This is a genomic window from Enterobacter sp. 4974935, from assembly GCF_058661735.1.
Genome location: NZ_JBZWGT010000003.1, coordinates 139,790 through 164,866, shown reverse-complemented (window position 1 = coordinate 164,866; position 25,077 = coordinate 139,790). Strand labels below are relative to the sequence as shown.

Genomic DNA, 25,077 nt, shown 5'->3' with positions numbered 1-25,077 from the left:
GCAAAGGCTCAGGGTCGATAAAGCGCCAGAAGTTCGTCCACCTTTTTACGTGTGCCGCCATTGCTACTAATGCTACGCCGCACTTTTACCTGAAAATGCTTCGCGGCTTTGTACCATTCGCGCGTATCAGGCGTGTCGTGATTCGAAATTAACACCGGAATTCTTTTGCTGACCAGCTTTTCCGCCATCTCAGCCAGACGCGCCTGCTCGGCCGGGCTGAAGCTGTTGGTGTGGTAGGCGGTGAAATTTGCCGTGGCAGACAGCGGCGCGTAAGGCGGGTCGCAGTAGACCACCGAGTTTACGCCCGCCAGCTCCATGCACTCTTCATAGGAGAGACAGTAGAACTCGGCATTCTGCGCTTTTTCAGCAAAGTGATACAGCTCGTCCTGCGGGAAATAGGGACGCTTATAGCGGCCAAACGGCACGTTAAACTCGCCACGCAGATTATACCGGCACAGACCGTTGTAGCCATGGCGGTTGAGATAAAGAAACAACAGCGCGCGACGGAACGGGTCCTGGCTCTGATTAAACTCAGCGCGGAACTGATAGTAAATGTCCGGGTTGTTGTTCTCTGGCGTAAACAGCTTCCGCGCCTCTTCCACATACTCATCGGTACGCAGTTTGACGATGTTATAGAGGCTGATAAGGTCGCTGTTGATATCCGCCAGGATATAACGAGAAAAATCGGTATTCAGGAATACCGATCCAGCACCCACGAAGGGCTCGATAAGACACTCGCCTTTCGGCAGGTGCTTTTTAATATCGTCGAGCAGGGGGTATTTCCCCCCTGCCCATTTAAGAAAAGCGCGATTTTTTTTCATGCTGACTAACTGATTACACCTTCTCCGGCTGTGGAGAAAGCTCCGACAGCATCCTGCGCTTTAAACATTACTTCAGATCGGCCTGCACCTGATGAATTGGCTTCGCCCACGGGTTTTTCGCCTGCACATCGGCAGGCAGCGTGGAGACGGCTCGTTTTGCTTCATCTTTTGAGGCATAAACTCCGCTTACCAGAACGTACCAAGGCTGTCCGTTACGGGTCGTCTGATAAACCACATAGTTTTTCAGATTCGATTTCTTCGCCCAGGCGTTGAGGTTGTCGTAGTTAGACGAACTGCTCAGCTGCAACGTGTAGTTGCTGGATGATGCGGATTTCAGAGAACCCACGTTACCCGTCGTTTTACCTGCCGCGGTGCTGGATGCGCTAGCGGTTGGCGTAGCAGCCGGTGCCGCAGTTGCAGCAGGCGCGGTTGTGGTCGCCGTTGCTTTAGGTGCAGCGGTTGCCGCAGGCGTTGGCGCTTTAACCGGTTGGCTCACCGCAGGTTTTGTCTGCGCTGGCGCTTTCGTTTCTGGCGCTTTTGCCACGGTCTGCGGTTTCGTCTCACGCTTCGGCTCAATCACAGCCTGCTTACGCTCCTGACGCGGCGCAGTCTGGGTATGGCGCGGTTTGGTTTCCGTTGCCGCCGTTTGCTGCTGGGCATTGCTGCCATGAACTGGCGCAACGGTGGCAGGTTCAGTAGGCAGCGTGGAGTTCACCACGGCAGCGTTAACCTGCTCCTGATTCTGCGGCTGCGTCAGCGCGTTATTCAGATCGCCCTGAACTTCAACACGCTGCTGGCCCTCCGGCGTAACAGGCGCCTGGCCCTGAGTTGGGGTCGCAGAGACGGGCGGCAGAGAGATATCCTGACCGGCGCTGGTGTTACCTGCGGTCTGCTCTGCGGAAGTGGTGCCCGGCGCTGGCTGAGCGCCATTCGCCTGGTTGCTCGCATCGTTACCAGACAGGTCGATGCTCTTCTCGGCAGACGCTGTCTGCTCGGTAGAATGGGTAGAAGGTGCTTTTAGCGCGGAACCAATGCCGACAATCAGCAATACCAGAACCAGAACGCCAAGGCCCATCATGATGTACTGACGGGAGGCCGGTTTTGCCGCTACCGCTTTTTTACGTTTGCGCGGACGACGTTCAACAGGCTGTTCATCCATTAACTCTTCTTCGGATTCATACTCCTCGTCTTCACGCTCATTTCGCGCGTTACGGCTACGCGAAGGGCGACGATCGTCTGCATCCAGATCGACATCGTCAAAGTTGATCTGCGGCTCGTTATCACGTTCTGAAGATTGACGAGAACGACCAGTACGACGATCGCTGGGATCGGGTTTCAGCTCGTCTTCTGGTTTGAATTCATCCATTTAACACCCCACTCAAAGGCTTCTGCCAACGACTCTGCATTTACCTGAAGCTAAAACGACCACCTGTTACAGCAGCCTGACCTTTCTAGTTGTTACGCCTGCTGACAATCAGCAATAGCGCCAAGTACGACTTCGTGCGGCACTCCGCCGCGCACTTCACTTTTCCCTATTGCAAGCGGGAGTACCAGACGCATCTCACCTGCCAATACTTTTTTATCGCGCATCATGTGGGGAAGGTACGCTTGCGCAGACATTTCCTGCGGACCACTCACCGGCAAGCCAGCACGTTTAAGCAACGTGATGATACGTGCTGTCTCTTCCGGTCTGAACTGCCCCAGACGTTCAGAGGCACGGGCCGCCATGACCATTCCGGCAGCGACAGCTTCACCGTGAAGCCAGTTACCGTAGCCCATTTCGGCTTCGATCGCATGACCAAACGTATGCCCCAGATTCAGTAAAGCACGTAAGCCGGTTTCACGCTCATCTGCGGCAACGACTTCTGCTTTCAGCTCACAGCACCGGCGAATACAGTAGGCCATTGCCTGCCCATCGAGGCGCAGCAGCGCATCCATATTCTCTTCCAGCCAGGTGAAGAACTCACCGTCAAGAATAATGCCGTATTTGATCACTTCTGCAAGGCCGGACGCCAGTTCGCGCGCTGGCAAGGTTTGCAGACAGTCGAGATCCACCACCACCGATGCAGGCTGGTAGAACGCGCCAATCATGTTTTTGCCGAGCGGATGGTTAACCGCCGTTTTACCGCCCACAGAAGAATCGACCTGTGAGAGCAACGTGGTTGGAATTTGAATAAAGCGCACACCGCGCTGGTAGCTGGCGGCTGCAAAACCGGTCAGATCGCCCACAACGCCGCCGCCCAGGGCAAGCAGTGTTGTATCACGACCGTGCGGTTTTTGCAGAAGTGCGGTAAAGACGGTATCCAGTACCGTCAGGCTTTTGTACTGCTCGCCATCGGGCAGAATCACACTGTCGACCTTCACGCCCGCCTGCTCAAGCAGGTGGCGTACACGGTCGAGATAAAGCGGAGCCAGCGTCTCGTTGGTGACCAGCATCGCCTGATCACCCGCTTTCAGTGGTAAGAAGGAAGCTGGATCGTTAAACAAACCAGCCGCGATGGTGATAGGGTAACTACGTTCCCCGAGAGTAACTGTAATCCTCTCCATGACGCGACATCCACCTTAAATGCTTTTACCCGCAGGCGAGTGTATATAAAGCCAGAATCAGTTGCTTTCCAGCATATGAATAATCTGGTTTGCAACCACTTTAGCGCTTTGATCGTCAGTACGAATGGTCACATCAGCAATCTCTTCGTACAGAGGATTGCGTTCATCGGCCAAAGCTTCCAGAACTTCACGTGGCGGTGTTTCAACCTGCAACAACGGGCGCTTTTTATCACGCTGCGTGCGTGCCAGCTGTTTTTCGATGGTCGTCTCAAGATAGACCACTACGCCACGGGCGGAGAGACGGTTGCGGGTTTCGCGAGATTTTACAGAGCCGCCGCCTGTTGCCAGCACAATGCCCTGTTTTTCCGTGAGTTCGTTGATCACTTTTTCTTCTCGGTCACGGAAACCTTCTTCGCCTTCTACGTCGAAGACCCAGCCCACATCCGCTCCGGTTCGTTTCTCAATCTCTTGATCAGAATCGTAAAATTCCATATTGAGTTGTTGAGCTAACTGACGCCCAATAGTGCTTTTGCCGGCACCCATAGGCCCAACCAGAAAGATATTGCGTTTCTCTGCCATTTTTTCGGTACTACTAAGACTATTCGTTAATGGTAATCCCCGCTGCGCAGACACCCGGCGTAGCAGGACATGAACTGAAACCTCATTTGCAATAGAGCGAGAGTCAGACGAAAAATTATCTCAATACTCCGGCTTGTTTGGCAACTGATTAAATCACCGTTCCCGGCGCATAAGGAAATAAGACGTAAGTCCAACTCAAATCGGTACTCCTTGTATGCTAATTCATGCCCCACGTCAAACATCTGCAACAAACTGAATGCAAAATCATTGCGGGGATCGTTACCCATTAATGAATACTGACCAGACGTGGCGTGATAAACACCACTAACTCGCGCCGTTCGTTATCTTTTCCGTCATGGCGGAACAACTGACCCAGCCACGGAATGTTGCCCAGCACGGGCACGCTGTCGCGTCCGGTTTTATTCTTTTGCGAAAAGATCCCGCCCAGCGCGAGCGTTTCCCCACTTTTTACCTCTACCTGCGTTTCGATCTCCTGCTTATCAATCGCCAGCGTTTCGCCGTCCGCCTGTTGCAGCACCTGGCCAGGCATATTTTCACTGATATGCAGCTTCAGACGAACGCGGCCGCCCGGGAGCACCACCGGCGTGACCTCCATGCCTAATACCGCCTCTTTAAACTCAACGGAGGTCGCCCCGCTTTCGCCGCTGGAAACCTGATACGGGATTTCGCTGCCCTGCTTGATGCTGGCCGGCTGCATGTGCGACGCCAGTAGCCGCGGGCTGGCGATGATATCCACCTGCTGCTTTTGCTCAAGCGCCGACAACTCAAGATCCAGCATCCTGCCGTTGATGCGCCCGATATTAAACCCAACGTGTGTGGTTGCACTGGCCACCGACAGGTCAGCGCCCAACGTCGTGACCTGACCCACCTTACCGGCCTCCGTTGCGTCAGCGAGGTTCCATTTCACCCCCAGTTCACGCAGGCTTTTTTCACTGATGGTCACAATCTGCGCCGCCAGTTCTACCTGCTCGACGGGCAGATCCATCTGCGCTGCCCAGCGCTGGAGCATATCCACCACCGACTTGTTATCCCTGACCAGGAGACGGTTGGTGCGCTTGTCGACGGCGAGACTGCCTTTCGGGCTTAAGAGCTTTTCCGCCGCTTTTTGCAATTCGGCCGCATCCGCATAAGCAAACGGAATGCTGTGAGAGAGCAGCGGAGCGTCGAGCAGACGCTGGGCCCGCTCCTGCGCTTTACGCGTCTGTTGCTCCCGCTGCCAGGCCGCCGTATGCACATAAAAAATGCCGCCCTCTTCCCGCAATACCAGCCCGGCACTGTTCACTACCGTCTGAAGCGCCTGCCTCCAGGGCACCCGCGTTAGATTCAGCGAAAGCGAACCGCTGACATCCGGCGACACCACCAGATTGCGATCCTCCTGCGCTACCATCGCCTGTAATACCTGCACCACCGGGACATCATCCACCAGCAGGGTGACCGGTTTTGGCGTCGCGGCCCACAGGGGCTGGCTGAGTGCCGCCAGTAACAGCCCTATCCATATCTTCACTTTTTTTCGTTCCTTCTCGCTGCCATGTCCATCGCTTCGGCTCGCACATCTCGCCGACATCAACGGTCAGTTGTTGTGTATCTATCGCACTCACCCGCCAGCCTGGCGGTAACCGCATCTGCGTTTTTACCCGGTGCCAGCGGTTCTGACCGTCCTGCATAAGGCCGATATCCCTGCTGCCGCTGACGACTCCCTGATACCGCCACTGGCTGAGTTGCCCTGCTGCGCAACGCTCTTCCGGCACGGAGAAGGGATCCCGCATCCCGGTCAGGAAAAGCGGAGAAAGCAGGATCAGCAAACGGGTTTTACTGCGCATGACCTATCTCCAGTTGCAGGCTAAGGCGTAGCTGTTTTCCCTGTGGGGTGATGGAAAACGCGCTCACCCGCACGTTCTCAAGCGCCAGCCGGGAAAAGAGCGCCGGAACTGCGCCCCACAAGGCATCCAGCGCCAGCTCTCCCCCACTCTGCTGCGGTTTCCAGTACACCAGCCTTGCGTCCTCACGCTGAAATGCCAGCGGAGAAAAGGGCTGCACCGGCTTCACTTGCGTAACCACAGGTCGCCGCCCGGCCTTCGGCCACAGCGAGGCGTTGATTCGCTTCGCACTGCTGGCCTGCACCTGAATATCGGCGTAGCACAGAGCAGCGGGTCTGAGCAGCGCTCCCCAAATCGCAAACGCAACGATCCCCGACGCGATCAACCAGCAAAGGACGCGCCGGGAAGGACGTGCATCTGTCCAGCGTTGATACCAGATGCCCACTGGCTACCTCCGGCTATGCAGTTGAAAAGAGAACATCCATCGCCCCTGGCTATCCTGTTGCAATTCGCCTGCCGGTCCGGGGTTAAACCCCGTCACCCTTTTCAGCGCATCGGTCATGGCGGAGAGCGTCGGGAGTGAGGTGGTATAGCCCGTCAGGATCAGCGAGGGTGGCTGATAACGCAGCGCCGTCAGCCACGCCTGCCGGGGCATTGCACTGGCAAGGGATTCAAGCGCGGGTTGCCATGCCACCGTCTCAGGCGGCTGCGAAAGGGGTTCCAGCCCCGCAGACTGCGGCTGACGGGCTTTCAATACCTTCTGCACCGCACGCGTTCCCGCCAGATCGCTCTGCAACGCCTGTGACGCGAGAGTCTGCGTCGCCCGAAGGCTGACGCCTCCCGCCAGCATCACCAACAATGAGGCGGTAAACAGCAGCCCCCAAAAACGCAGGCGCTGATTACGTTGCTGCCGACGCCAGGGTAAAAGATTGGGCATGCTCATTACGGCGCCTCGCTCATGGCCAGCGCCAGGGCGACGGTGTAATCAGCACCACATTCTGGCAACGGCGGCTGACACAGCGTCACCGCTTCCCACGGATCGCGGGCAGCATCAAACACGGCGATATCAGAAGAAGAAAGTGCAAGCAACGCCGCCAGCTCATTCACCGTCGCCGCTTCTGTGGTGTAGCGCCGCCCCCACTGGTGACGCATCGCCCACAGCCACTGGTGTTTATCCCTCCAGGCTACGCACCGGACGGGGGCAACAGCAGAGAGAAGATTAGCCAGTGCGCCGGCATCCGGGACGATTGCGGCCAGGCGCAAACGCAGCGCTTTCGCCAGCGACAACAGGGTATCGACCTCTCTGTTTTGCGCGGCGGTAACCTGAAAAGTGTTGCTGAACGTATCCTGCGCGTAGTCAAAGCAGAGCGTATCGGGAGGCATCTCCAGCTCACGCGCTAATGCGGCGCCTACCCAGGTGAGCTGTTCGCTGTCACGCAAGGTAACGGATGGACGGGGCAACGCGCGTTGCAGAACGCGCGTTGCCGGAAATGAGAGAAATACCCGATGCGAGTGCGGCAATGTTTTCCGCCAGCCACGTAATGCGTTAACCAGTTGTTCTGGCTTAAGTATTTTGCCTTCACCGATAACCCCGTCCGACAGCGGCACCGCCCACCAGCGCCGTAAACGCCAGCCGGCCCGCTCTCTGGTCAGCGCCACGGCAATCACCTTATCCTGTTGAATATGAACGCCTGTTTGCCACGTTTTAAAAGCCATACTTCACGATCTCCTTATCGCCCGTCGGAGTGACGGCTATATCAATGAATCAGGCTTGCCTTTATACTACCGCGCGATTGTTTAGAAACTGCCCAGGCTAAACCAAATGGGAAATCTCCGGTGAAGTTCGTAAAGTATTTATTGATCCTTGCAGTCTGTTGCATTCTGCTGGGAGCAGGCTCGATTATTGGTTTGTACAAATATGTCGAGCCGCAACTCCCTGATGTCGCCACACTTCGTGATGTGCGGCTTCAGATCCCTATGCAGGTCTTTAGCGCCGATGGTGAACTGATGGCGCAATACGGCGAGAAACGTCGTATCCCACTGACCTTAAATCAAATTCCACCCGTGATGGTGAAGGCTTTTATCGCCACCGAGGACAGCCGTTTTTACGAGCACCACGGTGTCGATCCGGTCGGTATTTTCCGTGCGGCAAGCGTGGCGCTGTTCTCCGGTCATGCCTCTCAGGGGGCAAGTACCATTACCCAGCAGCTGGCGCGTAACTTCTTCCTCAGCCCGGAAAAGACGCTGATACGTAAGATCAAAGAAGTGTTCCTCGCGATCCGCATTGAGCAACTGCTGAGCAAAGACGAGATCCTTGAGCTTTACCTCAACAAGATCTATCTGGGCTACCGCGCCTATGGCGTAGGGGCTGCGGCTCAGGTCTATTTCGGTAAGTCGATCGATCAGCTCACGCTGAGCGAAATGGCGACCATTGCCGGCCTGCCAAAAGCGCCATCAACGTTTAACCCGCTCTATTCGCTGGACCGCGCCACCGCGCGCCGTAACGTTGTGCTATCGCGTATGTTGAGCGAAGGCTACATCAGCCAGGATGAGTACGATCGGGCACGCAGCGATGTGATTGATGCCAATTACCATGCACCGGAAATTGCTTTCTCATCGCCGTATCTGACGGAAATGGTTCGCCAGGAGATGGTGCGCCGCTACGGCGACAAAGCATATGAAGACGGCTATCGCGTTTATACCACCGTGACCCGCAAGGTGCAGCAGGCTGCCCAGCAGGCGGTGCGTAATAACGTGATGGATTACGATATGCGTCACGGCTATCGCGGCCCGTCCAACGTGCTGTGGAGAGTGGGCGAAGGCGCATGGGACAGCAAAAAAATTACTGATTCCCTGAAAGCGTTGCCGACCTATGGCCCGCTGCGTCCGGCGGTGGTCACCCAGGCCGATCCGCAGGAAGCGGTGGCGATGATGGCCGATGGTACATCCGTTTCGCTGCGTATGGAGGGTATCCGCTGGGCGCGTCCGTACCGTTCTGACACCCTTCAGGGGCCTACTCCACGTAAAGTGACGGATGTGGTACAAACCGGACAACAAATCTGGGTGCGTCAGGTAGGCGATGCCTGGTGGCTGGCACAGGTGCCGGACGTCAACTCTGCCCTGGTCTCCATCAATCCGCAGAACGGTGCCGTGATGGCGCTGGTTGGCGGGTTCGATTTCAACCAGAGCAAATTTAACCGTGCAACCCAGGCGCTGCGTCAGGTCGGTTCGAACATCAAACCGTTCCTGTATACCGCGGCGATGGACAAGGGGCTAACGCTCGCCAGCATTCTCAACGACGTGCCAATTTCCCGATGGGATGCCGGTGCGGGCTCTGACTGGCAGCCGAAGAACTCTCCGGCGCAATACGCTGGCCCTATCCGTCTACGTCAGGGCCTTGGCCAGTCGAAGAACGTGGTCATGGTTCGCGCGATGCGTGCGATGGGCGTTGATTATGCGGCAGAGTATCTGCAACGCTTCGGCTTCCCGGCGCAAAACATCGTTCATACCGAATCTTTGGCGCTCGGCTCCGCGTCCTTCACACCGCTCCAGGTCGCGCGTGGCTACTCGGTTATGGCAAACGGCGGCTTCCTGGTCGATCCGTATTTCATCAGCAAAATCGAGAACGATCAGGGCGGCGTACTGTTTGAAGCGAAGCCGAAAATTGCCTGCCCTGAATGCGATATTCCGGTGATTTACGGCGACACGCCAAAATCCAATGTCCTTGAAAACAAGGACATGGAAGATGTTGCCATCTCTCAGGAACGTCAGAATCTGGCGGTGCCGCAGCCTCAGCTGGAACAGGCCAATCAGGCGCTGGTCGCCCAGAGTGGCGCGCAGGAGTATGCTCCGCACGTGATCAGCACGCCGCTGTCGTTCCTGATTAAGAGCGCGCTGAACACCAACATCTTTGGCGAACCGGGCTGGCAAGGCACCGGCTGGCGAGCGGGCCGCGATTTGCAGCGCCGCGACATCGGCGGCAAAACAGGCACAACAAACAGCTCAAAAGATGCCTGGTTCTCAGGTTATGGCCCGGGCGTTGTCACCTCGGTCTGGATTGGTTTTGACGATCACCGCCGCACTCTGGGGCGCACAACCGCTTCTGGCGCGATTAAAGATCAGATTTCCGGTTACGAGGGTGGGGCTAAGAGTGCGCAACCGGCCTGGGATGCTTACATGAAGGCCGCTCTCGAGGGCGTGCCGGAGCAGCCGCTAACGCCTCCGCCGGGCATTGTCACGATCAATATTGACCGCAGCACCGGACAGCTCGCGAATGGCGGCAACAGCCGTGCCGAGTATTTCATCGAGGGTACGCAGCCAACCACGCAGGCGGTGCATGAGGTGGGTACCGAAATCATTGATAACGGCGAAACGCACGAACTGTTCTGACGCCAACAAAAAAGCCGGGCGGTGGCGACGCCTGACCCGGCCTACAGCGTAATGCAAAACGGCAACCATCGGTTGCCGTTTTTACGGGTGGCGCTACAAACGCCCCTGCCCCTTCAGCCACTCCCGCACCAGGAACAGTGCGCTCACGTTGCGTGCCTCGTTAAAGTCAGGATCTTCCAGCAAATCCATCAGGTGGGCCAGCGGCCAGCGAACCTGCGGCAGCGGTTCCGGCTCGTCTCCTTCCAGCGATTCAGGATAGAGATCTTCCGCGACAACAATGTTCATTTTGCTGGAGAAATAGGACGGCGCCATGCTCAGCTTTTTCAGGAACGTCAGCTCTTTCGCGCCAAAGCCGACCTCTTCTTTCAGCTCCCGGTTTGCCGCTTCAAACACCGTTTCGCCCGGATCGATCAGTCCTTTGGAGAAGCCCAGCTCGTAGGATTCTGTGCCCACAGCGTATTCACGAATGAGGATCAGGTGCTCGTCGACGATAGGCACTATCATCACCGCTTCACGCGAGGAGGGGCGCATACGCTCATAAACACGACGCACACCGTTGCTGAACTCCAGATCCACGCTTTCAACATTAAACAGACGCGATTTTGCGACGGTTTCAACATTCAGAATGGTGGGCTTTTGTAAGGGTTTGGTCATCTTGACGGGTCTTTGCTGGGTGAACTGGCTTTATTGTGCGATACGCCGCACGGTTTCGGCAATGTCAATTGCTCTTTATTTACATTTATGCAACGTAACTGTAGGCAATTCTCATTTCAAAACAAATGTCAAGAGGTTGAAAAGTTTCCAGGAATTTGCTGATATCGCGCCGGAACAGGCTTTGTTATCATTACCGGTCACTGGGATGCGCGTCAACATGCTCAAGTTAGACTCCATACTTGCCGATAGCCGACCACAGAATCTCATTCATTGTACAAAAGGTGCGACTGACAACACCTGTAAGAAGATAAGTAAGATGGGGAAAGCATGAGCACCATTTTGATTTTTCTCGCTGCTGTGCTGGCCTGCGCGTCGATTGCGGTGTGGGTATTCAGGCGCCGCGTACATCGCCGTTATCGGCTGCCCTTTTTGAACGCGTTTGCCGGGGCAAACACGCGCAAGCTTTCGCCAGAGGAACGTAGCACCGTTGAGCAGTATCTCGACACGCTGAACCGATCCCGGCTTTCGCCTGGCCCTACCGGCGCCAGCGCCGCCCCCGTATCGCTCAACCTTAACGCCCAAAGCGACACCGTTCTGTGCGTAACGCGCTCTATTACCCGCTACGGCATCACAACCGACGATCCCAACAAATGGCGTTACTATCTCGACTCTGTTGAAGTGCACCTGCCTCCCTTCTGGGAGCAGTATATCAACGACGAAAACAGCGTCGAGCTCATCCATACCGATACGCTGCCGCTGGTTATCTCCCTTAATGGTCATACTCTGAGCGAATATGTTCAGGAAGCGCCACGCTTTGCGCTGGAACGCGCAAGCGGAACGCAGGCCTCTATTCGTGGTGAAGAGACAGAGCAGATTGAACTGCTCAACATCCGCCAGGAAACGCATGAAGAGTACGTCCTGAGCCGCCCGGATGGCATTCGCGAAGCGGTGCTGATTGTCGTCTCGTTCCTGCTCTTTTTCATCTGCCTGCTGACGCCGGACGTGTTTGTTCCGTGGCTCGCGGGCGGCGCAGTACTGCTTCTGGCCGCCGGGCTGTGGGGCATATTTGCCCCGCCGGCAAAAACGTCATTACGCGAAATTCACTGCCTGCGCGGAACCCCAAAACGCTGGGGACTGTTCGGCGAAAACGATCAGGAACATATCAACAATATCTCGCTCGGGATCATCGATCTTATCTATCCGCGCCACTGGCAGCCGTGGATTGCGCAGGACCTGGGCCACAAAACGGATATTGATATCTATCTCGACCGCCACGTTGTACGCCAGGGACGTTACTTATCCCTGCACGACGAAGTAAAAAACTTCCCGCTTCAGCACTGGCTTCGCAGCGCGGTGATTGCCGGTGGCGCCGCGTTAATCTTCCTCATGCTGCTGCTTTTCGTGCCGCTGGATATGCCGATTAAATTTACCCTGTCATGGATCAAAGGGGCGCAAACCGTGGAAGCCACCAGCGTACAGCAGCTCGAAGAAGCGGGTGTACGCGTGGGGGATACGTTGCGGCTGAAAGGCACCGGGATGTGTAATATCCACTCACCGGGCGCCTGGAACACGCGCCAGAACTCGCCGTTCGCGCCGTTCGACTGCTCTCAGATCATCTGGAATGACGCCTCTCCGCTGCCGCTTCCGGAATCGGATGTGGTCAATAAGGCTGCCGCGCTCACCCAGACGATTAATCGCCAGCTCCATCCAAAACCGGATGATGATTCTCGCGTCAGCCCTGCCCTGCGTTCGGCCATTCAGAAGTCCGGCATGGTGCTGCTGGATGACTTTGGCGAAATCGTCCTGAAAACAGAAGATCTCTGCTCAGCTCAGGATGACTGTATCCGGCTGAAGAACGCGCTGGTCAACCTCGGCAACAGCAAAGACTGGGACGCGCTGGTGAAACGCGCCGAAGCGGGACGCCTCGATGGTGTGAATGTGCTTCTGCGTCCGGTCAGCGCCGAGTCGCTGGATAACCTGGTGGCGACCTCTACCGCCCCCTTCGTGATGCGTGAAACCACCCGTGCCGCCCAGGCGCTTAACAGCCCGGCGCCTGGCGGTTTTGTGATTGCCAGCGATGAAGGCAGCGACCTGGTGGATCAACCCTATCCGCAGGTTTCGCTGTATGACTATCCAGCCCAGGAGCAGTGGAGCGAATTCCAGCGTCTGGCGCAGATGCTGATGCAGACGCCATTCAGCGCGGAAGGGATCGTCACTACCCTCTTTACCGACGCCAACGGCACGCGTCATATTGGCCTGCACCGTATGCCGGATAGCGCTGGCCTGTGGCGCTATGTAGGGACATCCCTGCTGCTGATTGCGATGCTGGCGTGTATTGTCTGGAACGGTTATCAGGCCGTACGCCGCTATCAGCGCTCCCGCACGCGACTGGCAGAAATCCAGGCCTACTACGAAAATTGCCTAAACCCGAAACTGATCTCCTCTTCTGAGAGCCTGATCGGATAACGTCCCTGCGCGACAAGTTGTGCTACCCTGTCGCGCACGTTTCTTCTGGCTGGAGTTCCCCCTTATGCATCTTAATATCGACTGGCAGGCGGTCGATACCGTCCTGCTTGATATGGACGGCACGCTGCTTGATCTCGCCTTTGATAACTATTTCTGGCAAAAGCTGGTTCCGGAAACGTACGGTGAACAGCAGGGGATCTCCCCGGCGGAAGCGCAGGAATTCATTCGTTCGCAATATAGCGCGGTGCAGCATACGCTAAACTGGTACTGTCTTGACTACTGGAGCGAGCGACTCGGTCTGGATATTTGCGCCATGACCACCGCCCAGGGCGCACGCGCCGTACTGCGCGAAGATACGGTCCCGTTCCTGGACGCGCTGAAAGCCTGCGGTAAGCGCCGTATTTTGCTGACAAATGCGCATCCCCATAACCTGGCCGTGAAGCTGGAACATACCGGTCTTGCTTCGCACCTTGATTTATTGCTTTCCACCCACACATTTGGTTATCCGAAAGAGGATCAGCGGTTGTGGCATGCCGTGGTGGAAGAGACCGGTTTACAGCCGGAACGCACGCTGTTCATTGACGACAGCGAGCCGATTCTGGATTCTGCGGCCGCATTTGGCATTCGCTATTGTCTGGGCGTGACCAATCCTGATTCCGGCCTGGCTGAAAAAAGCTATCTGCGACATCCGGGGCTGAACGACTATCGCCGGATGATCCCCTCACTCACCGTGAAGGAGACGCCATGAAAGAAAAACCCTCTGATGGGGTAAGACTGGATAAATGGCTGTGGGCCGCCCGTTTTTACAAAACGCGCGCCCTTGCCCGAGAAATGGTTGACGGCGGAAAGGTGCATTACAACGGTCAGCGCAGCAAACCGAGCAAGCTGGTTGAACTGAATGCCACGTTAACGCTTCGCCAGGGCAACGATGAGAAAACGGTGGTGGTGAAAGCCATTACCGAACAGCGGCGGCCCGCAACCGAAGCCGTTTTGCTGTATGAAGAGACGGCCGAAAGCATAGAGAAGCGCGAGAAAACCGCGCTGGCGCGCAAAATGAACGCGCTGACGATGCCTCACCCGGACCGGCGACCGGATAAAAAAGAGCGCCGCGATCTGATGAAATTTAAACACGGTGAGAGCGAGTAACCCTCACCTGCATGAGAGATGAAAATGGCCCAACACGACCAATTACACCGCTATCTGTTTGAACAATTCGCCGTGCGCGGCGAGCTGGTCACCGTATCCGAAACCTGGAAACAGATTCTGGAAAACCACAACTACCCGCTGCCGGTAAAAACCCTGTTGGGCGAACTGCTGGTTGCCACCAGCCTGCTGACCGCCACGCTGAAGTTCGCTGGCGATATTACCGTCCAGTTGCAGGGCGATGGCCCAATGTCACTGGCGGTGATCAACGGCAATAACCAGCAGCAGATGCGCGGCGTGGCGCGCGTTCAGGGCGATATCCCTGAAAATGCGGATCTGAAAACGCTGGTCGGTAACGGCTACCTGGTTATCACGATCTCGCCTGAAGAAGGTGAGCGCTATCAGGGCGTTGTCGGTCTGGAAGGCGATACGCTTGCCGCCTGCCTGGAAGATTACTTCATGCGTTCCGAACAGCTGCCAACCCGTCTGTTCATCCGCACCGGTGAAGTGGATGGTCAGCCTGCTGCCGGTGGTATGCTGCTTCAGGTTCTGCCCGCGCAGGATGCGCAGACCAATGATTTCGAGCATCTGGCAACGCTGACGGAAACCATCAAAGCGGAAGAGCTGTTCACCCTGTCGGCGACCGACGTGCTGTGGCGTCTCTACCACGAAGAAGAAGTGACGGTTTACGATCCGCAGGCGGTGGAATTTAAGTGCACCTGCTCCCGCGAGCGTTGTGCTGGCGCCCTGAAAACGCTGCCGGATGAAGAGATCGACAGCATCATGGCGGAAGACGGTGAAATCGATATGCACTGTGACTACTGTGGTACGCACTACGTGTTCAATTCGATGGATATCGCGGAGATCCGCAATAACGCCTCTCCGGCGGATCCGCAGGTTCACTAAGCTCTGAGCCTGTTGCCCGGCGGCGCTATGCTCGCACGGGCCTACAATGAATTGTGCAATTTTTTGATATGATTGCTAATTGTAGGCCGGGTAAGCGTAGCGCCACCCGGCAAGCAAGAGCACTAACGCCGCCGCGCATTATTGTAACTGTCGTAGCTCATATCGACACGCTCCCCAAAAATCTCAATATCCGCCCAGGGCTTCACGACAGATTTCACTTTCCTCTGCCTTAATGCGCGGTCAAGTTCTTCTCTGGTCAATGCCTCCGGCATTTTCCACGCGTCCCCGGCGATCCTCCAGCCCGTGTTGGTTTGTGTGTAAGCCACGATCGTGCGATCGGTAAATTGAAATAGCACGGCCTCAGGCTTGCCGTCGCCGTTAAGATCCAGCGGCATGAGTAAACAGTTACTCTGGGCGCTATCGCAGCTCTCAAAGCGATACTGATTGCTGAGCATGGCTTGCCACAATGTCTTATCAGGACGAGCCATTCCCGGTGCGAGCTGGACCTGTTTTTCCAGCATCGCGGCGGTCATCTTACCTGCTCCGCCAGCGTTCCTGGAGAGAAGACCATTTATTTCACGCTGGCGTTTTGGGTTAGAGATAAACTGCGGATCGTTTTGCAGCGTGAGCATCGCCTCCCGCCCCTTTCGTCCAGCGTTACTGAGCATATACAGGCTGACTTGATCCGCAGTTATTCTGCCGTCCTGATAGCGGGCCATATGGCTTGCAACGCTTATTCGCCACGGATCCAGCACGGGGGTATGGATCAACGCCAGGAAGATGAGGGAAAGCAGCCCGGTCGTCGGGATGACGTACGCATGGATCTTCTGCGGCTCACGGCGCTGAATCAGAACGCTGGCGCAAAAACCGACCGCCCAGACCAGCGCCACGATGGTTATCAATACCCCGTACAGACGCTCGGGTGACCAGCCGTATTGCGAAATGCGTAGCCACAGCGCCCACCCCGCCAGAACCGGATACGCGGGTACGATAGCCACAGCAAGGCGAATCATCCCTCGCAACGGGGCATAGTAAGGCAGCGTTTGACGCTGTGGATGCCACACTATCGTCACCAGGAATAACAGCAGCAGCGCTAAGGTGGTCAGCAAGCCCGCGGCGGATATTCTGGCTGAAATGGATTCAAAGCCGACAAAAGGCAACGCGCCAATAAAGAGCAGCGCCAGCGCCGCCATCAGGGGAAGCAGACCGGTGGCGATGAGGGTCAGCAGATTTTGCAGGGCAAGGATTAACCTTACCTGCATGCGCGTGAGCACGGCCGCACTGGCTGAAACCACGCCAATCGCCACTGAAATAAACCCGTCAGAATGAAAGAAAAGCCGATCAAAAAAGCCGATGCCGATAAGTTCGAAAAGCTCGGCCCAGAGGAAAAGCACCAGCCAGAAGAGACCATTCGAAACAAAAATAATGAGCAGTGTCAGCGCGTTATGCCAGTTTCGTTGATAAAAGTCGCTGTAGAACGAGGTAGTCGGGACGGGATCCAGACGCCGCTGAAGCCATGGCAACACGAACAGCGTCATCAGCAGCAGATGAAAGCCGAAAACGAGCATCTCATCTCTGAGATTCCAGCTTTCGAGTCCTGCAACGCTCCACTTAAGCCAGCCGCCCATACCCGCGACTGCCGCGCCGATCATCCCGAGTGACAGCCACAAAAATGGCTTTCTGAATGACGTCATGGCAAGAGACAACGTGGTTGTCATTACCACGGTGGCAGGTACTACACACATCAGCCACAGCGTATCCGATGGCAATTTTGCGTACTCGATATACCACGTAATTACATAGCAAATTACGCCCTGTAGAGCCCCCGCCAGCACGACGGCTACGCGCGTTGAAGGAGATAACGTCTCACGGTTTTCCATTTCTCATCCCTTGTTCATGAAAAATCTATTGTCTCATCAAGGCAAAAGTCTGGCCCCCACCTCAAACTCTGAAAATAGCTGACCCAAGAGACCTGAATCGTTTTCCCAATGTAACTCTTACGTAATTTTCTTTCATGTATGCGATTACATTCACATTCTTCTGGATAAATTCACCAGAGATTAACCTTTTAAGAACATTTTCCCCAACCAAAAAGCGATTCCTGCGATAATCTGCCCGCCCTGTGACTGGAGTCGCAGCGTTTTCCGTTAGTAAGGGTTTTGACCAGATACGTAAATCTATGAGCCCCGTCGCGGTTAACATCCCCAGAAAAACCCTACAATTTCAGGCAGTACATATTGGCTAAGGAGCAGTGATATGCGTGTTAATGGTTTAACCCCGCAAGATCTCAAGGCTTATGGTATTCACGACGTCCAGGAAGTGGTCTACAACCCCGATTACGATACGCTGTATCAGGAAGAGCTCAATCCGGCACTGGAAGGGTACGAGCGAGGTGTGTTGACGAATCTTGGTGCTATCGCCGTCGATACCGGTATTTTTACCGGCCGTTCGCCGAAAGATAAATACATCGTCCGAGATGATACCACCCGCGATACGCTGTGGTGGGCCGATAAAGGCAAAGGGAAGAACGATAACAAACCGCTCTCTCCTGAAACCTGGCAGCATCTGAAAGGGCTCGTCACCCATCAGCTTTCCGGCAAGCGTCTGTTCATCGTCGATGCTTTCTGCGGCGCTAACGCCGACACCCGTCTCTCCGTTCGGTTTATCACTGAAGTGGCCTGGCAGGCGCATTTCGTGAAGAACATGTTCATTCGTCCGACCGATGAAGAACTGCAAAACTTCACCCCTGACTTTATCGTGATGAACGGCGCGAAATGCACCAACCCGCAGTGGAAAGAACAGGGTCTGAACTCCGAAAACTTCATCGCCTTCAACCTGACCGAGCGTATCCAGCTGATCGGCGGTACCTGGTACGGCGGCGAAATGAAGAAAGGGATGTTCTCGGTCATGAACTACCTGCTGCCGCTGCGCGGTATCGCCTCCATGCACTGCTCGGCGAACGTCGGTGAAAAAGGTGACGTGGCGGTGTTCTTCGGCCTTTCCGGCACCGGTAAAACGACTCTGTCCACCGATCCAAAACGTCGTCTGATTGGCGACGACGAGCACGGCTGGGACGACGACGGTGTGTTTAACTTTGAAGGCGGCTGCTACGCGAAAACCATTCGCCTGTCTGAAGAGGCAGAGCCGGATATCTACCACGCGATTCGCCGCGATGCGCTGCTGGAAAACGTCACCGTGCGTGCCGATGGCTCTGTCGACTTCGACGATGCGTCCAAAACCGAAAACACCCGCGTCTCTTACCCGATTTACCACATCGACAACATCGTGAAGCCGGTGTCGAAGGCGGGCCACGCCACGAAGGTGATTTTCCTGACCGCAGACGCGTTCGGCGTGTTGCCGCCAGTTTCCCGCCTGACCGCCAGCCAGACGCAGTACCATTTCCTCTCCGGCTTTACCGCTAAGCTGGCGGGTACCGAGCGCGGTGTGACCGAGCCAACCCCAACCTTCTCTGCCTGCTTCGGCGCGGCGTTCCTGTCGCTGCACCCAACGCAGTACGCGGAAGTGCTGGTGAAACGCATGCAGGCATCCGGCGCACAGGCGTACCTGGTGAACACCGGCTGGAACGGGACGGGCAAACGTATCTCCATCAAAGATACACGCGCCATCATCGACGCGATTCTGGATGGTTCATTGGATAACGCCGAGACCTTTACGCTGCCGATGTTCAATCTGGCGATCCCAACAGAGCTGCCTGGCGTGGATACGCGTATCCTCGATCCGCGTAACACCTATGGTTCACCGGAACAGTGGCGTGAGAAGGCAGAATCGCTGGCGAAACTGTTTATCGAAAACTTTGAGAAGTATACCGACACCCCGGCGGGTGCTGCGCTGGTGAGTGCGGGACCAAGGTAAAAGCAAAAAGGCAACGAAAGTTGCCTTTTTTAATGTTTTCTCCCTCTCCCCGTGGGAGAGGGCCGGGGTGAGGGCATCAGGCCCCACCCTTTTTTAACTCTCTTTCACCTGCCCCCGTAAAACCGGCACCGGTAACCATGCGCGAATGCTCAAACCACCCCGTTCGCTGGTGCCAATTTCCAGCAGTCCGTTATGGTTATCAACAATACGCTGCACAATCGCCAGGCCTAAGCCGGTTCCGCTGGTGCTGCGCGCGCTGTCGCCGCGCACAAACGGCTGGAACAGGTGCTTACGCTGCTCAGGCTTGATGCCCGGGCCATCGTCTTCCACCTGGAACCAGGCGCGGTTGAGTTCCGTACCGCTGCTGACTTTGATCCAACCGTTGCCGTAGCGCGCCGCGTTGACCACCATATTCGCCACCGCGCGTTTGATGGAGAGCGGGTGCATACGTACCTGAATCTCGTCCGCCTGAAGGTCGGTCGCAATTTCACGTTCATAACCGCTTTCGGCGGCAACAACTTCGCCCAGAACCGCGTTCAGATCCGCCATCTCCATCGGCATCTCCTGCCCGGTGCGCAGGTAGTCGATAAACTGCTCGATGATGGCGTTACACTCTTCGATATCCTTGTTGATGGACTCTGCAAGATAACCATCCTGCTCGCCCATCATCTCTGTTGCCAGCCGGATACGTGTCAGCGGGGTGCGAAGGTCATGGCTAACCCCCGCCATCAGCAGCGTACGGTCGTCAGCCAGCTGTTTAACGCCTGCCGCCATGTGGTTAAAAGCACGCGTTACCGAGCGCACTTCCGATGCGCCATACTCGCGCAGCGGCGGTGGGATAATACCTTTACCAACCTGCAATGCCGCATGCTCCAGGTCGACCAGCGGTCGGTTCTGGATACGAATAAACAGCCATGCGCCGCCGATAGCCAGCAGCATGATCGCCAGGGTGTATCGGAACAGCGGTGAGAAGTCGCCCTGATGAATCTCGGTGAGCGGAACACGCACCCAGATGTTGGGTGACAGCCAGGTTTTCAGCCAGACAACCGGCGAGCTTTTATTGACCTCAACGCGCACTTCCGTCGGGCCGCCAAGCTGCTGCGCCATCTGATGGCTAAGGAATTCATAGTGCTGCGCCCAGCGCAGGCCGGCATCTTCCGCCGCTTCGTTCGAATAGAGAGAAATGCCCAACTCACGGTAGATTTCCCGACGGAATGCCGGGGGAACAACCAACTGCGTGCCGTCCTCCAGTTGCAGTTTGTCGGTCATCAGCATACGCACTTCGTATGCCAGCACCTTATTAAACTGCTGAAGGCTCGGCAGGATCGCAAAGTTCAGCACCACCAGGTAGGTCGTCACCAGGCTGACAAACAGCAGGGTGACGATCAATAACAGCGTGCGGGCAAACGAACTTCGCGGCGAGAAGCGCATTCGCCTCATGCTTTAGAGCCGTCCGGGACAAACACGTAGCCCAGACCCCACACGGTCTGAATATAACGAGGATGCGCCGGATCTTCTTCCACCATGCGGCGCAGACGAGAGATCTGCACGTCGATAGAACGTTCCATTGCGGAGTATTCACGGCCGCGCGCCAGGTTCATCAGCTTGTCACGTGAAAGCGGTTCACGCGGGTGGCTGACCAGCGCTTTCAGTACCGCAAACTCGCCGCTGGTGAGCGGCATTGGCTCATCTTCACGGAACATTTCACGGGTGCCGAGGTTCAGCTTGAACTTACCGAATGCAATGACGGCCTCTTCCTGAGACGGCGCGCCCGGCAGCTCGTTCGCCTGACGACGCAGCACGGCGCGAATACGCGCCAGCAGTTCACGCGGGTTGAACGGCTTAGGAATGTAGTCATCAGCGCCAATCTCAAGGCCGACGATACGGTCAACTTCTTCACCCTTCGCCGTCACCATGATGATTGGCATCGGGTTGCTCTGGCTACGCAGACGACGGCAAATAGAGAGCCCATCTTCGCCAGGCAGCATCAGGTCCAACACCATCAGGTGGAAGGATTCACGCGTCAGCAGACGATCCATCTGTTCCGCGTTCGCGACGCTACGAACCTGGAAGCCCTGCTCGGTCAGATAACGTTCCAGCAGCGCACGCAGGCGCATGTCGTCATCTACGACCAGAATTTTGTAGTTCTCTTGCATTGTGTGTACTCCCAAAGGTTCGGATAAGCCTGGAACAGCGTATTCTAAAAAAGTGCACGGGTTCGACCAGCAAATTCTGGTATAAATTCTAGACGAAATTGTTACAAAGCATATTTAACAGCAGCTTATCTGTTCATTTCATCACATAAATCATTATTAATCTTGTCTGTTACACTGTGCGCTACGTATTGTGCGCAAAGACAGTTAACCGGCATTAAAGGCAGCACCATGAAAACGCCTCTGATCACCCGCGAAGGGTACGAGAAACTCAAAAAAGAGATGGATTACCTGTGGCGCGAAGAGCGTCCGGAAGTGACCAAAAAAGTCACCTGGGCCGCAAGTCTGGGCGACCGCAGCGAGAATGCGGACTATCAGTACAATAAAAAGCGACTGCGCGAAATCGATCGCCGGGTACGCTACCTGACGAAATGCCTCGAGAATCTCAAAATTGTCGATTACTCCCCGCAGCAGGAAGGTAAAGTGTTTTTCGGCGCGTGGGTCGAAATTGAAAACGACAACGGCGACACCCTGCATTTTCGTATCGTTGGCTATGATGAAATTTTCGGTCGTAAGGATTACATTTCTATCGATTCACCCATGGCCCGCGCCCTGCTGAAAAAAGAGGTGGGCGATTTAGCCGTTGTCCAGACGCCCGCGGGTGAAGCAAGCTGGTACGTCAACGAAATCGAGTATGTTAAATAGTCCGAGAGCGCCCTCCCCGGCTGGCATTTTTTGGTGTCAGCCCGTATAACTATCCCCCTGATTTTCGATCCACAAGATGAACTGACCATGATGAAAGAGTCGCTCTGCCGCATTATTGCGGGTGATATTCAGGCCAGAGCCGAACAGGTAGAAGCTGCCGTTCGTCTGCTTGATGAAGGGAACACCGTGCCGTTTATTGCACGTTATCGTAAGGAAGTCACCGGCGGTCTGGATGACACGCAGCTGCGTAACCTTGAGACCCGTCTGGGCTATCTGCGCGAGCTGGAAGACCGACGTCAGGCGATCCTCAAATCTATCGGCGAGCAGGGCAAGCTGACCAGTGACCTGGAAAAAGCCATTAACGGTACCCTGAGCAAAACCGAACTTGAAGATCTCTATCTGCCGTACAAACCGAAGCGCCGCACGCGCGGGCAAATTGCGATCGAAGCCGGCCTTGAGCCGCTGGCCGACCTGCTGTGGAACGAGCCGTCTCACGATCCGGAAACCGAAGCCGCCAGATTTATCGACGCCGAAAAAGGCGTAGCGGACACCAAAGCCGCGCTGGACGGCGCTCGCTACATTCTGATGGAGCGCTTCGCCGAAGACGCGGCACTGCTGGCCAAAGTGCGTGATTACCTGTGGAAGAACGCCCATATCGTCTCCACCGTGGTGTCCGGCAAAGAGGACGAAGGCGCGAAATTCCGCGACTACTTCGATCACCACGAACCCATTTCTACCGCGCCGTCTCACCGCGCGCTGGCGATGTTCCGCGGTCGTAACGAAGGCGTGCTGCAGCTCTCCCTGAATGCCGATCCGCAGTTTGACGAGCCGCCTAAAGAGAGTCACTGTGAGCAGATCATAATCGACCATCTGGGCCTGCGCCTGAACAACGCCCCGGCGGACAGCTGGCGAAAAGGCGTGGTGAGCTGGACCTGGCGCATCAAGGTGCTCATGCACCTCGAAACCGAGCTGATGGGCACCGTGCGCGAGCGCGCCGAAGACGAAGCGATCAACGTCTTCGCCCGTAACCTGCACGACCTGCTGATGGCTGCGCCGGCTGGCCTGCGCGCCACCATGGGTCTCGATCCGGGTCTGCGCACCGGCGTGAAGGTGGCCGTGGTTGACGGCACCGGCAAGCTGGTTGCCACCGACACCATTTACCCGCACACCGGTCAGGCAGCGAAAGCGGCTGTCGTGGTCGCCGCGCTGTGCGAAAAGTACAACGTTGAGCTGGTTGCCATCGGTAACGGTACGGCGTCCCGCGAAACCGAACGTTTCTATCTCGACGTGCAGAAGCAGTTCCCGAAAGTGACGGCGCAGAAAGTGATCGTCAGCGAAGCGGGGGCATCTGTCTATTCCGCCTCTGAGCTGGCAGCGCAGGAGTTCCCGGAACTGGACGTTTCCCTGCGCGGTGCGGTCTCTATCGCCCGTCGTTTGCAGGATCCGCTGGCGGAGCTGGTGAAAATTGACCCGAAATCCATCGGCGTGGGCCAGTATCAGCACGACGTGAGCCAGACGCAACTGGCGCGCAAGCTGGATGCGGTGGTGGAAGACTGCGTTAACGCCGTCGGCGTGGACCTGAACACCGCTTCCGTTCCGCTGCTGACCCGCGTAGCAGGCCTGACCCGTATGATGGCGCAGAATATCGTCGCCTGGCGTGATGAGAACGGTCAGTTCCAGAACCGCCAGCAGCTGCTGAAGGTGAGCCGTCTGGGGCCAAAAGCTTTTGAGCAGTGCGCGGGCTTCCTGCGCATCAACCACGGCGATAACCCGCTGGATGCCTCTACCGTTCACCCGGAAGCCTATCCGGTTGTCGAGCGTATCCTGGCCGCCACCCAGCAGGCGCTGAAAGACCTGATGGGCGACAGCAGCGCGCTGCGTAACCTGAAAGCGGTGGATTTTACCGACGAACAGTTCGGCGTGCCGACGGTCACTGACATCATCAAAGAGCTGGAAAAACCGGGCCGCGATCCGCGTCCTGAGTTTAAAACCGCGACCTTTGCTGACGGCGTGGAAACCATGAACGACCTGCTGCCGGGCATGGTGCTGGAAGGGGCGGTAACCAACGTCACCAACTTTGGCGCGTTTGTGGATATCGGCGTGCATCAGGACGGTCTGGTGCATATCTCTTCCCTCGCCGACAAGTTCGTTGAAGATCCGCACACCGTGGTCAAAGCGGGCGACATCGTGAAGGTGAAAGTGCTGGAAGTGGATCTTCAGCGTAAGCGTATCGCCCTGACCATGCGTCTGGACGAGCAGCCGGGCGACACTAACGCGCGCCGTGGCGGTAATGGCGGTGGCCGTGAACAGCAGCGTCCGGCAGCGAAAGCCGCGAAGCCACGCGGACGTGACGCACAGCCAGCAGGCAACAGCGCGATGATGGATGCTCTGGCAGCGGCGATGGGTAAGAAACGCTAATCCTGTAAATGCCCCTCACCCTAACCCTCTCCCCAAAGGGGAGAGGGAACTTGAACACCCTCGCCCTTTTGGGGAGAGGGCCGGGGTGAGGGGAAAAATTATATCGTAAAATATGAAACCGATTGCATATCCATATTTAAACCGCTATTTATCACTCCATTAACAAATACGCTTTTTATTCCTTCCCGGGTATTCCCGCAAATATTGAGCAAGGTCAAGCAGACCGCAAATTAATACGATTAACAACATCCCGTCACATTTTTATTATTGCTGATAAAAACTATTCTCATTATCATCGCAGTGTTGATTATTTAACCTCTCGTGGAATCAGGCGCTATGCAATTCACTCCAGAAAGTGCGTGGAAAATTATCGGTTTTACCCGTGAGATAAGCCCGGCCTATCGGCAGAAGCTACTGTCACTGGGCATGCTACCCGGCTCATCATTCCAGGTGGTGCGCGTGGCGCCGTTGGGCGATCCTGTTCATATCGAAACCCGACGCGTTAATCTGGTTCTGCGTAAAAAAGACCTCGCATTAATTGAAGTTGAATCTTTATCCCGTTAACAAGCCAGCGGTTTCAGTGAG

22 protein-coding genes are annotated in these 25,077 nt (G+C 56.0%); 9 read left to right on the top strand and 13 right to left on the bottom strand.

Annotated features, from left to right (window positions below; all coding sequences use genetic code 11):
* Nucleotides 1–8: 8 nt before the first annotated feature.
* The 9 genes from dam to AC4OVS_RS01810 all read right to left on the bottom strand — a co-directional run bounded on the left by dam (nucleotide 9) and on the right by AC4OVS_RS01810 (nucleotide 7,501).
* On the bottom strand, nucleotides 9–821 hold the full coding sequence (dam, locus tag AC4OVS_RS01850; RefSeq protein ID WP_022649620.1) for an adenine-specific DNA-methyltransferase: 813 nt from the start codon (nucleotides 819–821) through the stop codon (nucleotides 9–11).
* Between the two features lie 67 nt (nucleotides 822–888).
* Entirely contained in the window at nucleotides 889–2,187 is a 1,299-nt protein-coding gene (gene damX, locus AC4OVS_RS01845) for a cell division protein DamX (protein ID WP_022649621.1), read from the bottom strand.
* A 92-nt stretch (nucleotides 2,188–2,279) separates the two neighbouring features.
* Nucleotides 2,280–3,368 carry a 3-dehydroquinate synthase gene (aroB, locus tag AC4OVS_RS01840; protein ID WP_022649622.1) on the bottom strand — a complete coding sequence of 363 codons (1,089 nt, stop codon included), beginning with the start codon at nucleotides 3,366–3,368 and terminating at the stop codon, nucleotides 2,280–2,282.
* A gap of 57 nt (nucleotides 3,369–3,425) precedes the next feature.
* Nucleotides 3,426–3,947, bottom strand: coding sequence for a shikimate kinase AroK (aroK, locus tag AC4OVS_RS01835; RefSeq protein ID WP_003861630.1), 522 nt, complete (start codon nucleotides 3,945–3,947; stop codon nucleotides 3,426–3,428).
* Nucleotides 3,948–4,233: 286 nt separating this feature from the next.
* Nucleotides 4,234–5,472, bottom strand: a complete 1,239-nt coding sequence (gene hofQ / locus AC4OVS_RS01830) for a DNA uptake porin HofQ (protein WP_058677383.1) — start codon at nucleotides 5,470–5,472, stop codon at nucleotides 4,234–4,236.
* Nucleotides 5,384–5,788 carry a HofP DNA utilization family protein gene (locus tag AC4OVS_RS01825; protein WP_032621951.1) on the bottom strand — a complete coding sequence of 135 codons (405 nt, stop codon included), beginning with the start codon at nucleotides 5,786–5,788 and terminating at the stop codon, nucleotides 5,384–5,386. The genes hofQ and AC4OVS_RS01825 overlap by 89 nt, the downstream gene beginning before the upstream one ends.
* The gene (locus AC4OVS_RS01820) at nucleotides 5,778–6,230 is read right to left on the bottom strand and encodes a HofO family protein (protein WP_022649624.1); all 453 of its coding nucleotides are present in this window, start codon (nucleotides 6,228–6,230) and stop codon (nucleotides 5,778–5,780) included. The genes AC4OVS_RS01825 and AC4OVS_RS01820 overlap by 11 nt, the downstream gene beginning before the upstream one ends.
* A gap of 3 nt (nucleotides 6,231–6,233) precedes the next feature.
* Nucleotides 6,234–6,728 (bottom strand): PilN domain-containing protein, encoded by a 495-nt coding sequence (locus AC4OVS_RS01815; RefSeq protein ID WP_023307110.1) that lies wholly within the window; start codon nucleotides 6,726–6,728, stop codon nucleotides 6,234–6,236.
* Nucleotides 6,728–7,501 (bottom strand): DNA utilization protein HofM, encoded by a 774-nt coding sequence (locus tag AC4OVS_RS01810; protein ID WP_491922147.1) that lies wholly within the window; start codon nucleotides 7,499–7,501, stop codon nucleotides 6,728–6,730. The genes AC4OVS_RS01815 and AC4OVS_RS01810 overlap by 1 nt, the downstream gene beginning before the upstream one ends.
* A gap of 120 nt (nucleotides 7,502–7,621) precedes the next feature.
* Between AC4OVS_RS01810 and mrcA the strand changes: the two genes are divergently transcribed.
* Entirely contained in the window at nucleotides 7,622–10,174 is a 2,553-nt protein-coding gene (gene mrcA, locus AC4OVS_RS01805; RefSeq protein WP_048966608.1) for a peptidoglycan glycosyltransferase/peptidoglycan DD-transpeptidase MrcA, read from the top strand.
* Nucleotides 10,175–10,267: 93 nt separating this feature from the next.
* On the opposite strand, the gene nudE is transcribed toward mrcA, so the two are convergent.
* Nucleotides 10,268–10,828, bottom strand: a complete 561-nt coding sequence (gene nudE, locus AC4OVS_RS01800) for an ADP compounds hydrolase NudE (RefSeq protein WP_003861622.1) — start codon at nucleotides 10,826–10,828, stop codon at nucleotides 10,268–10,270.
* A 327-nt stretch (nucleotides 10,829–11,155) separates the two neighbouring features.
* Here nudE and AC4OVS_RS01795 point away from each other — a divergent pair, with 327 nt between their 5' ends.
* The 4 genes from AC4OVS_RS01795 to hslO all read left to right on the top strand — a co-directional run bounded on the left by AC4OVS_RS01795 (nucleotide 11,156) and on the right by hslO (nucleotide 15,343).
* Nucleotides 11,156–13,294 (top strand): intracellular growth attenuator family protein, encoded by a 2,139-nt coding sequence (locus AC4OVS_RS01795; RefSeq protein ID WP_169440809.1) that lies wholly within the window; start codon nucleotides 11,156–11,158, stop codon nucleotides 13,292–13,294.
* 64 nt (nucleotides 13,295–13,358) lie between these two features.
* A complete protein-coding gene (yrfG, locus tag AC4OVS_RS01790) occupies nucleotides 13,359–14,042 on the top strand; it encodes a GMP/IMP nucleotidase (RefSeq protein ID WP_003861619.1) in 684 nt (227 codons plus the stop codon).
* Entirely contained in the window at nucleotides 14,039–14,440 is a 402-nt protein-coding gene (gene hslR, locus AC4OVS_RS01785) for a ribosome-associated heat shock protein Hsp15 (protein ID WP_003861618.1), read from the top strand. Before yrfG ends, hslR begins: the two co-directional genes overlap by 4 nt.
* Before the next feature lie 18 nt (nucleotides 14,441–14,458).
* The gene (hslO, locus tag AC4OVS_RS01780; protein ID WP_006812239.1) at nucleotides 14,459–15,343 is read left to right on the top strand and encodes an Hsp33 family molecular chaperone HslO; all 885 of its coding nucleotides are present in this window, start codon (nucleotides 14,459–14,461) and stop codon (nucleotides 15,341–15,343) included.
* A gap of 122 nt (nucleotides 15,344–15,465) precedes the next feature.
* On the opposite strand, the gene AC4OVS_RS01775 is transcribed toward hslO, so the two are convergent.
* Nucleotides 15,466–17,223 carry a DUF4153 domain-containing protein gene (locus tag AC4OVS_RS01775; RefSeq protein ID WP_058645891.1) on the bottom strand — a complete coding sequence of 586 codons (1,758 nt, stop codon included), beginning with the start codon at nucleotides 17,221–17,223 and terminating at the stop codon, nucleotides 15,466–15,468.
* A 376-nt stretch (nucleotides 17,224–17,599) separates the two neighbouring features.
* Between AC4OVS_RS01775 and pckA the strand changes: the two genes are divergently transcribed.
* Complete coding sequence (pckA, locus tag AC4OVS_RS01770) at nucleotides 17,600–19,216, top strand: phosphoenolpyruvate carboxykinase (ATP) (protein WP_046620356.1); 1,617 nt, start codon at nucleotides 17,600–17,602, stop codon at nucleotides 19,214–19,216.
* A gap of 93 nt (nucleotides 19,217–19,309) precedes the next feature.
* Here the strand turns inward: pckA and envZ are convergent, their stop codons facing one another.
* Nucleotides 19,310–20,656 carry a two-component system sensor histidine kinase EnvZ gene (gene envZ / locus AC4OVS_RS01765; protein ID WP_491922146.1) on the bottom strand — a complete coding sequence of 449 codons (1,347 nt, stop codon included), beginning with the start codon at nucleotides 20,654–20,656 and terminating at the stop codon, nucleotides 19,310–19,312.
* Nucleotides 20,653–21,372: an osmolarity response regulator transcription factor OmpR gene (gene ompR, locus AC4OVS_RS01760; protein ID WP_001157751.1), complete on the bottom strand. Its 720-nt coding sequence runs from the start codon at nucleotides 21,370–21,372 to the stop codon at nucleotides 20,653–20,655. Before ompR ends, envZ begins: the two co-directional genes overlap by 4 nt.
* 228 nt (nucleotides 21,373–21,600) lie before the next feature.
* Here ompR and greB point away from each other — a divergent pair, with 228 nt between their 5' ends.
* From greB to feoA, 3 genes are all read left to right on the top strand, one after another.
* Nucleotides 21,601–22,074, top strand: a complete 474-nt coding sequence (gene greB, locus AC4OVS_RS01755) for a transcription elongation factor GreB (protein ID WP_491922145.1) — start codon at nucleotides 21,601–21,603, stop codon at nucleotides 22,072–22,074.
* 87 nt (nucleotides 22,075–22,161) lie between these two features.
* The gene (locus AC4OVS_RS01750) at nucleotides 22,162–24,492 is read left to right on the top strand and encodes a Tex family protein (protein ID WP_022649632.1); all 2,331 of its coding nucleotides are present in this window, start codon (nucleotides 22,162–22,164) and stop codon (nucleotides 24,490–24,492) included.
* A 336-nt stretch (nucleotides 24,493–24,828) separates the two neighbouring features.
* Nucleotides 24,829–25,056 (top strand): ferrous iron transporter A, encoded by a 228-nt coding sequence (feoA, locus tag AC4OVS_RS01745; protein ID WP_022649633.1) that lies wholly within the window; start codon nucleotides 24,829–24,831, stop codon nucleotides 25,054–25,056.
* The last annotated feature ends 21 nt before the right edge of the window (nucleotides 25,057–25,077 follow it).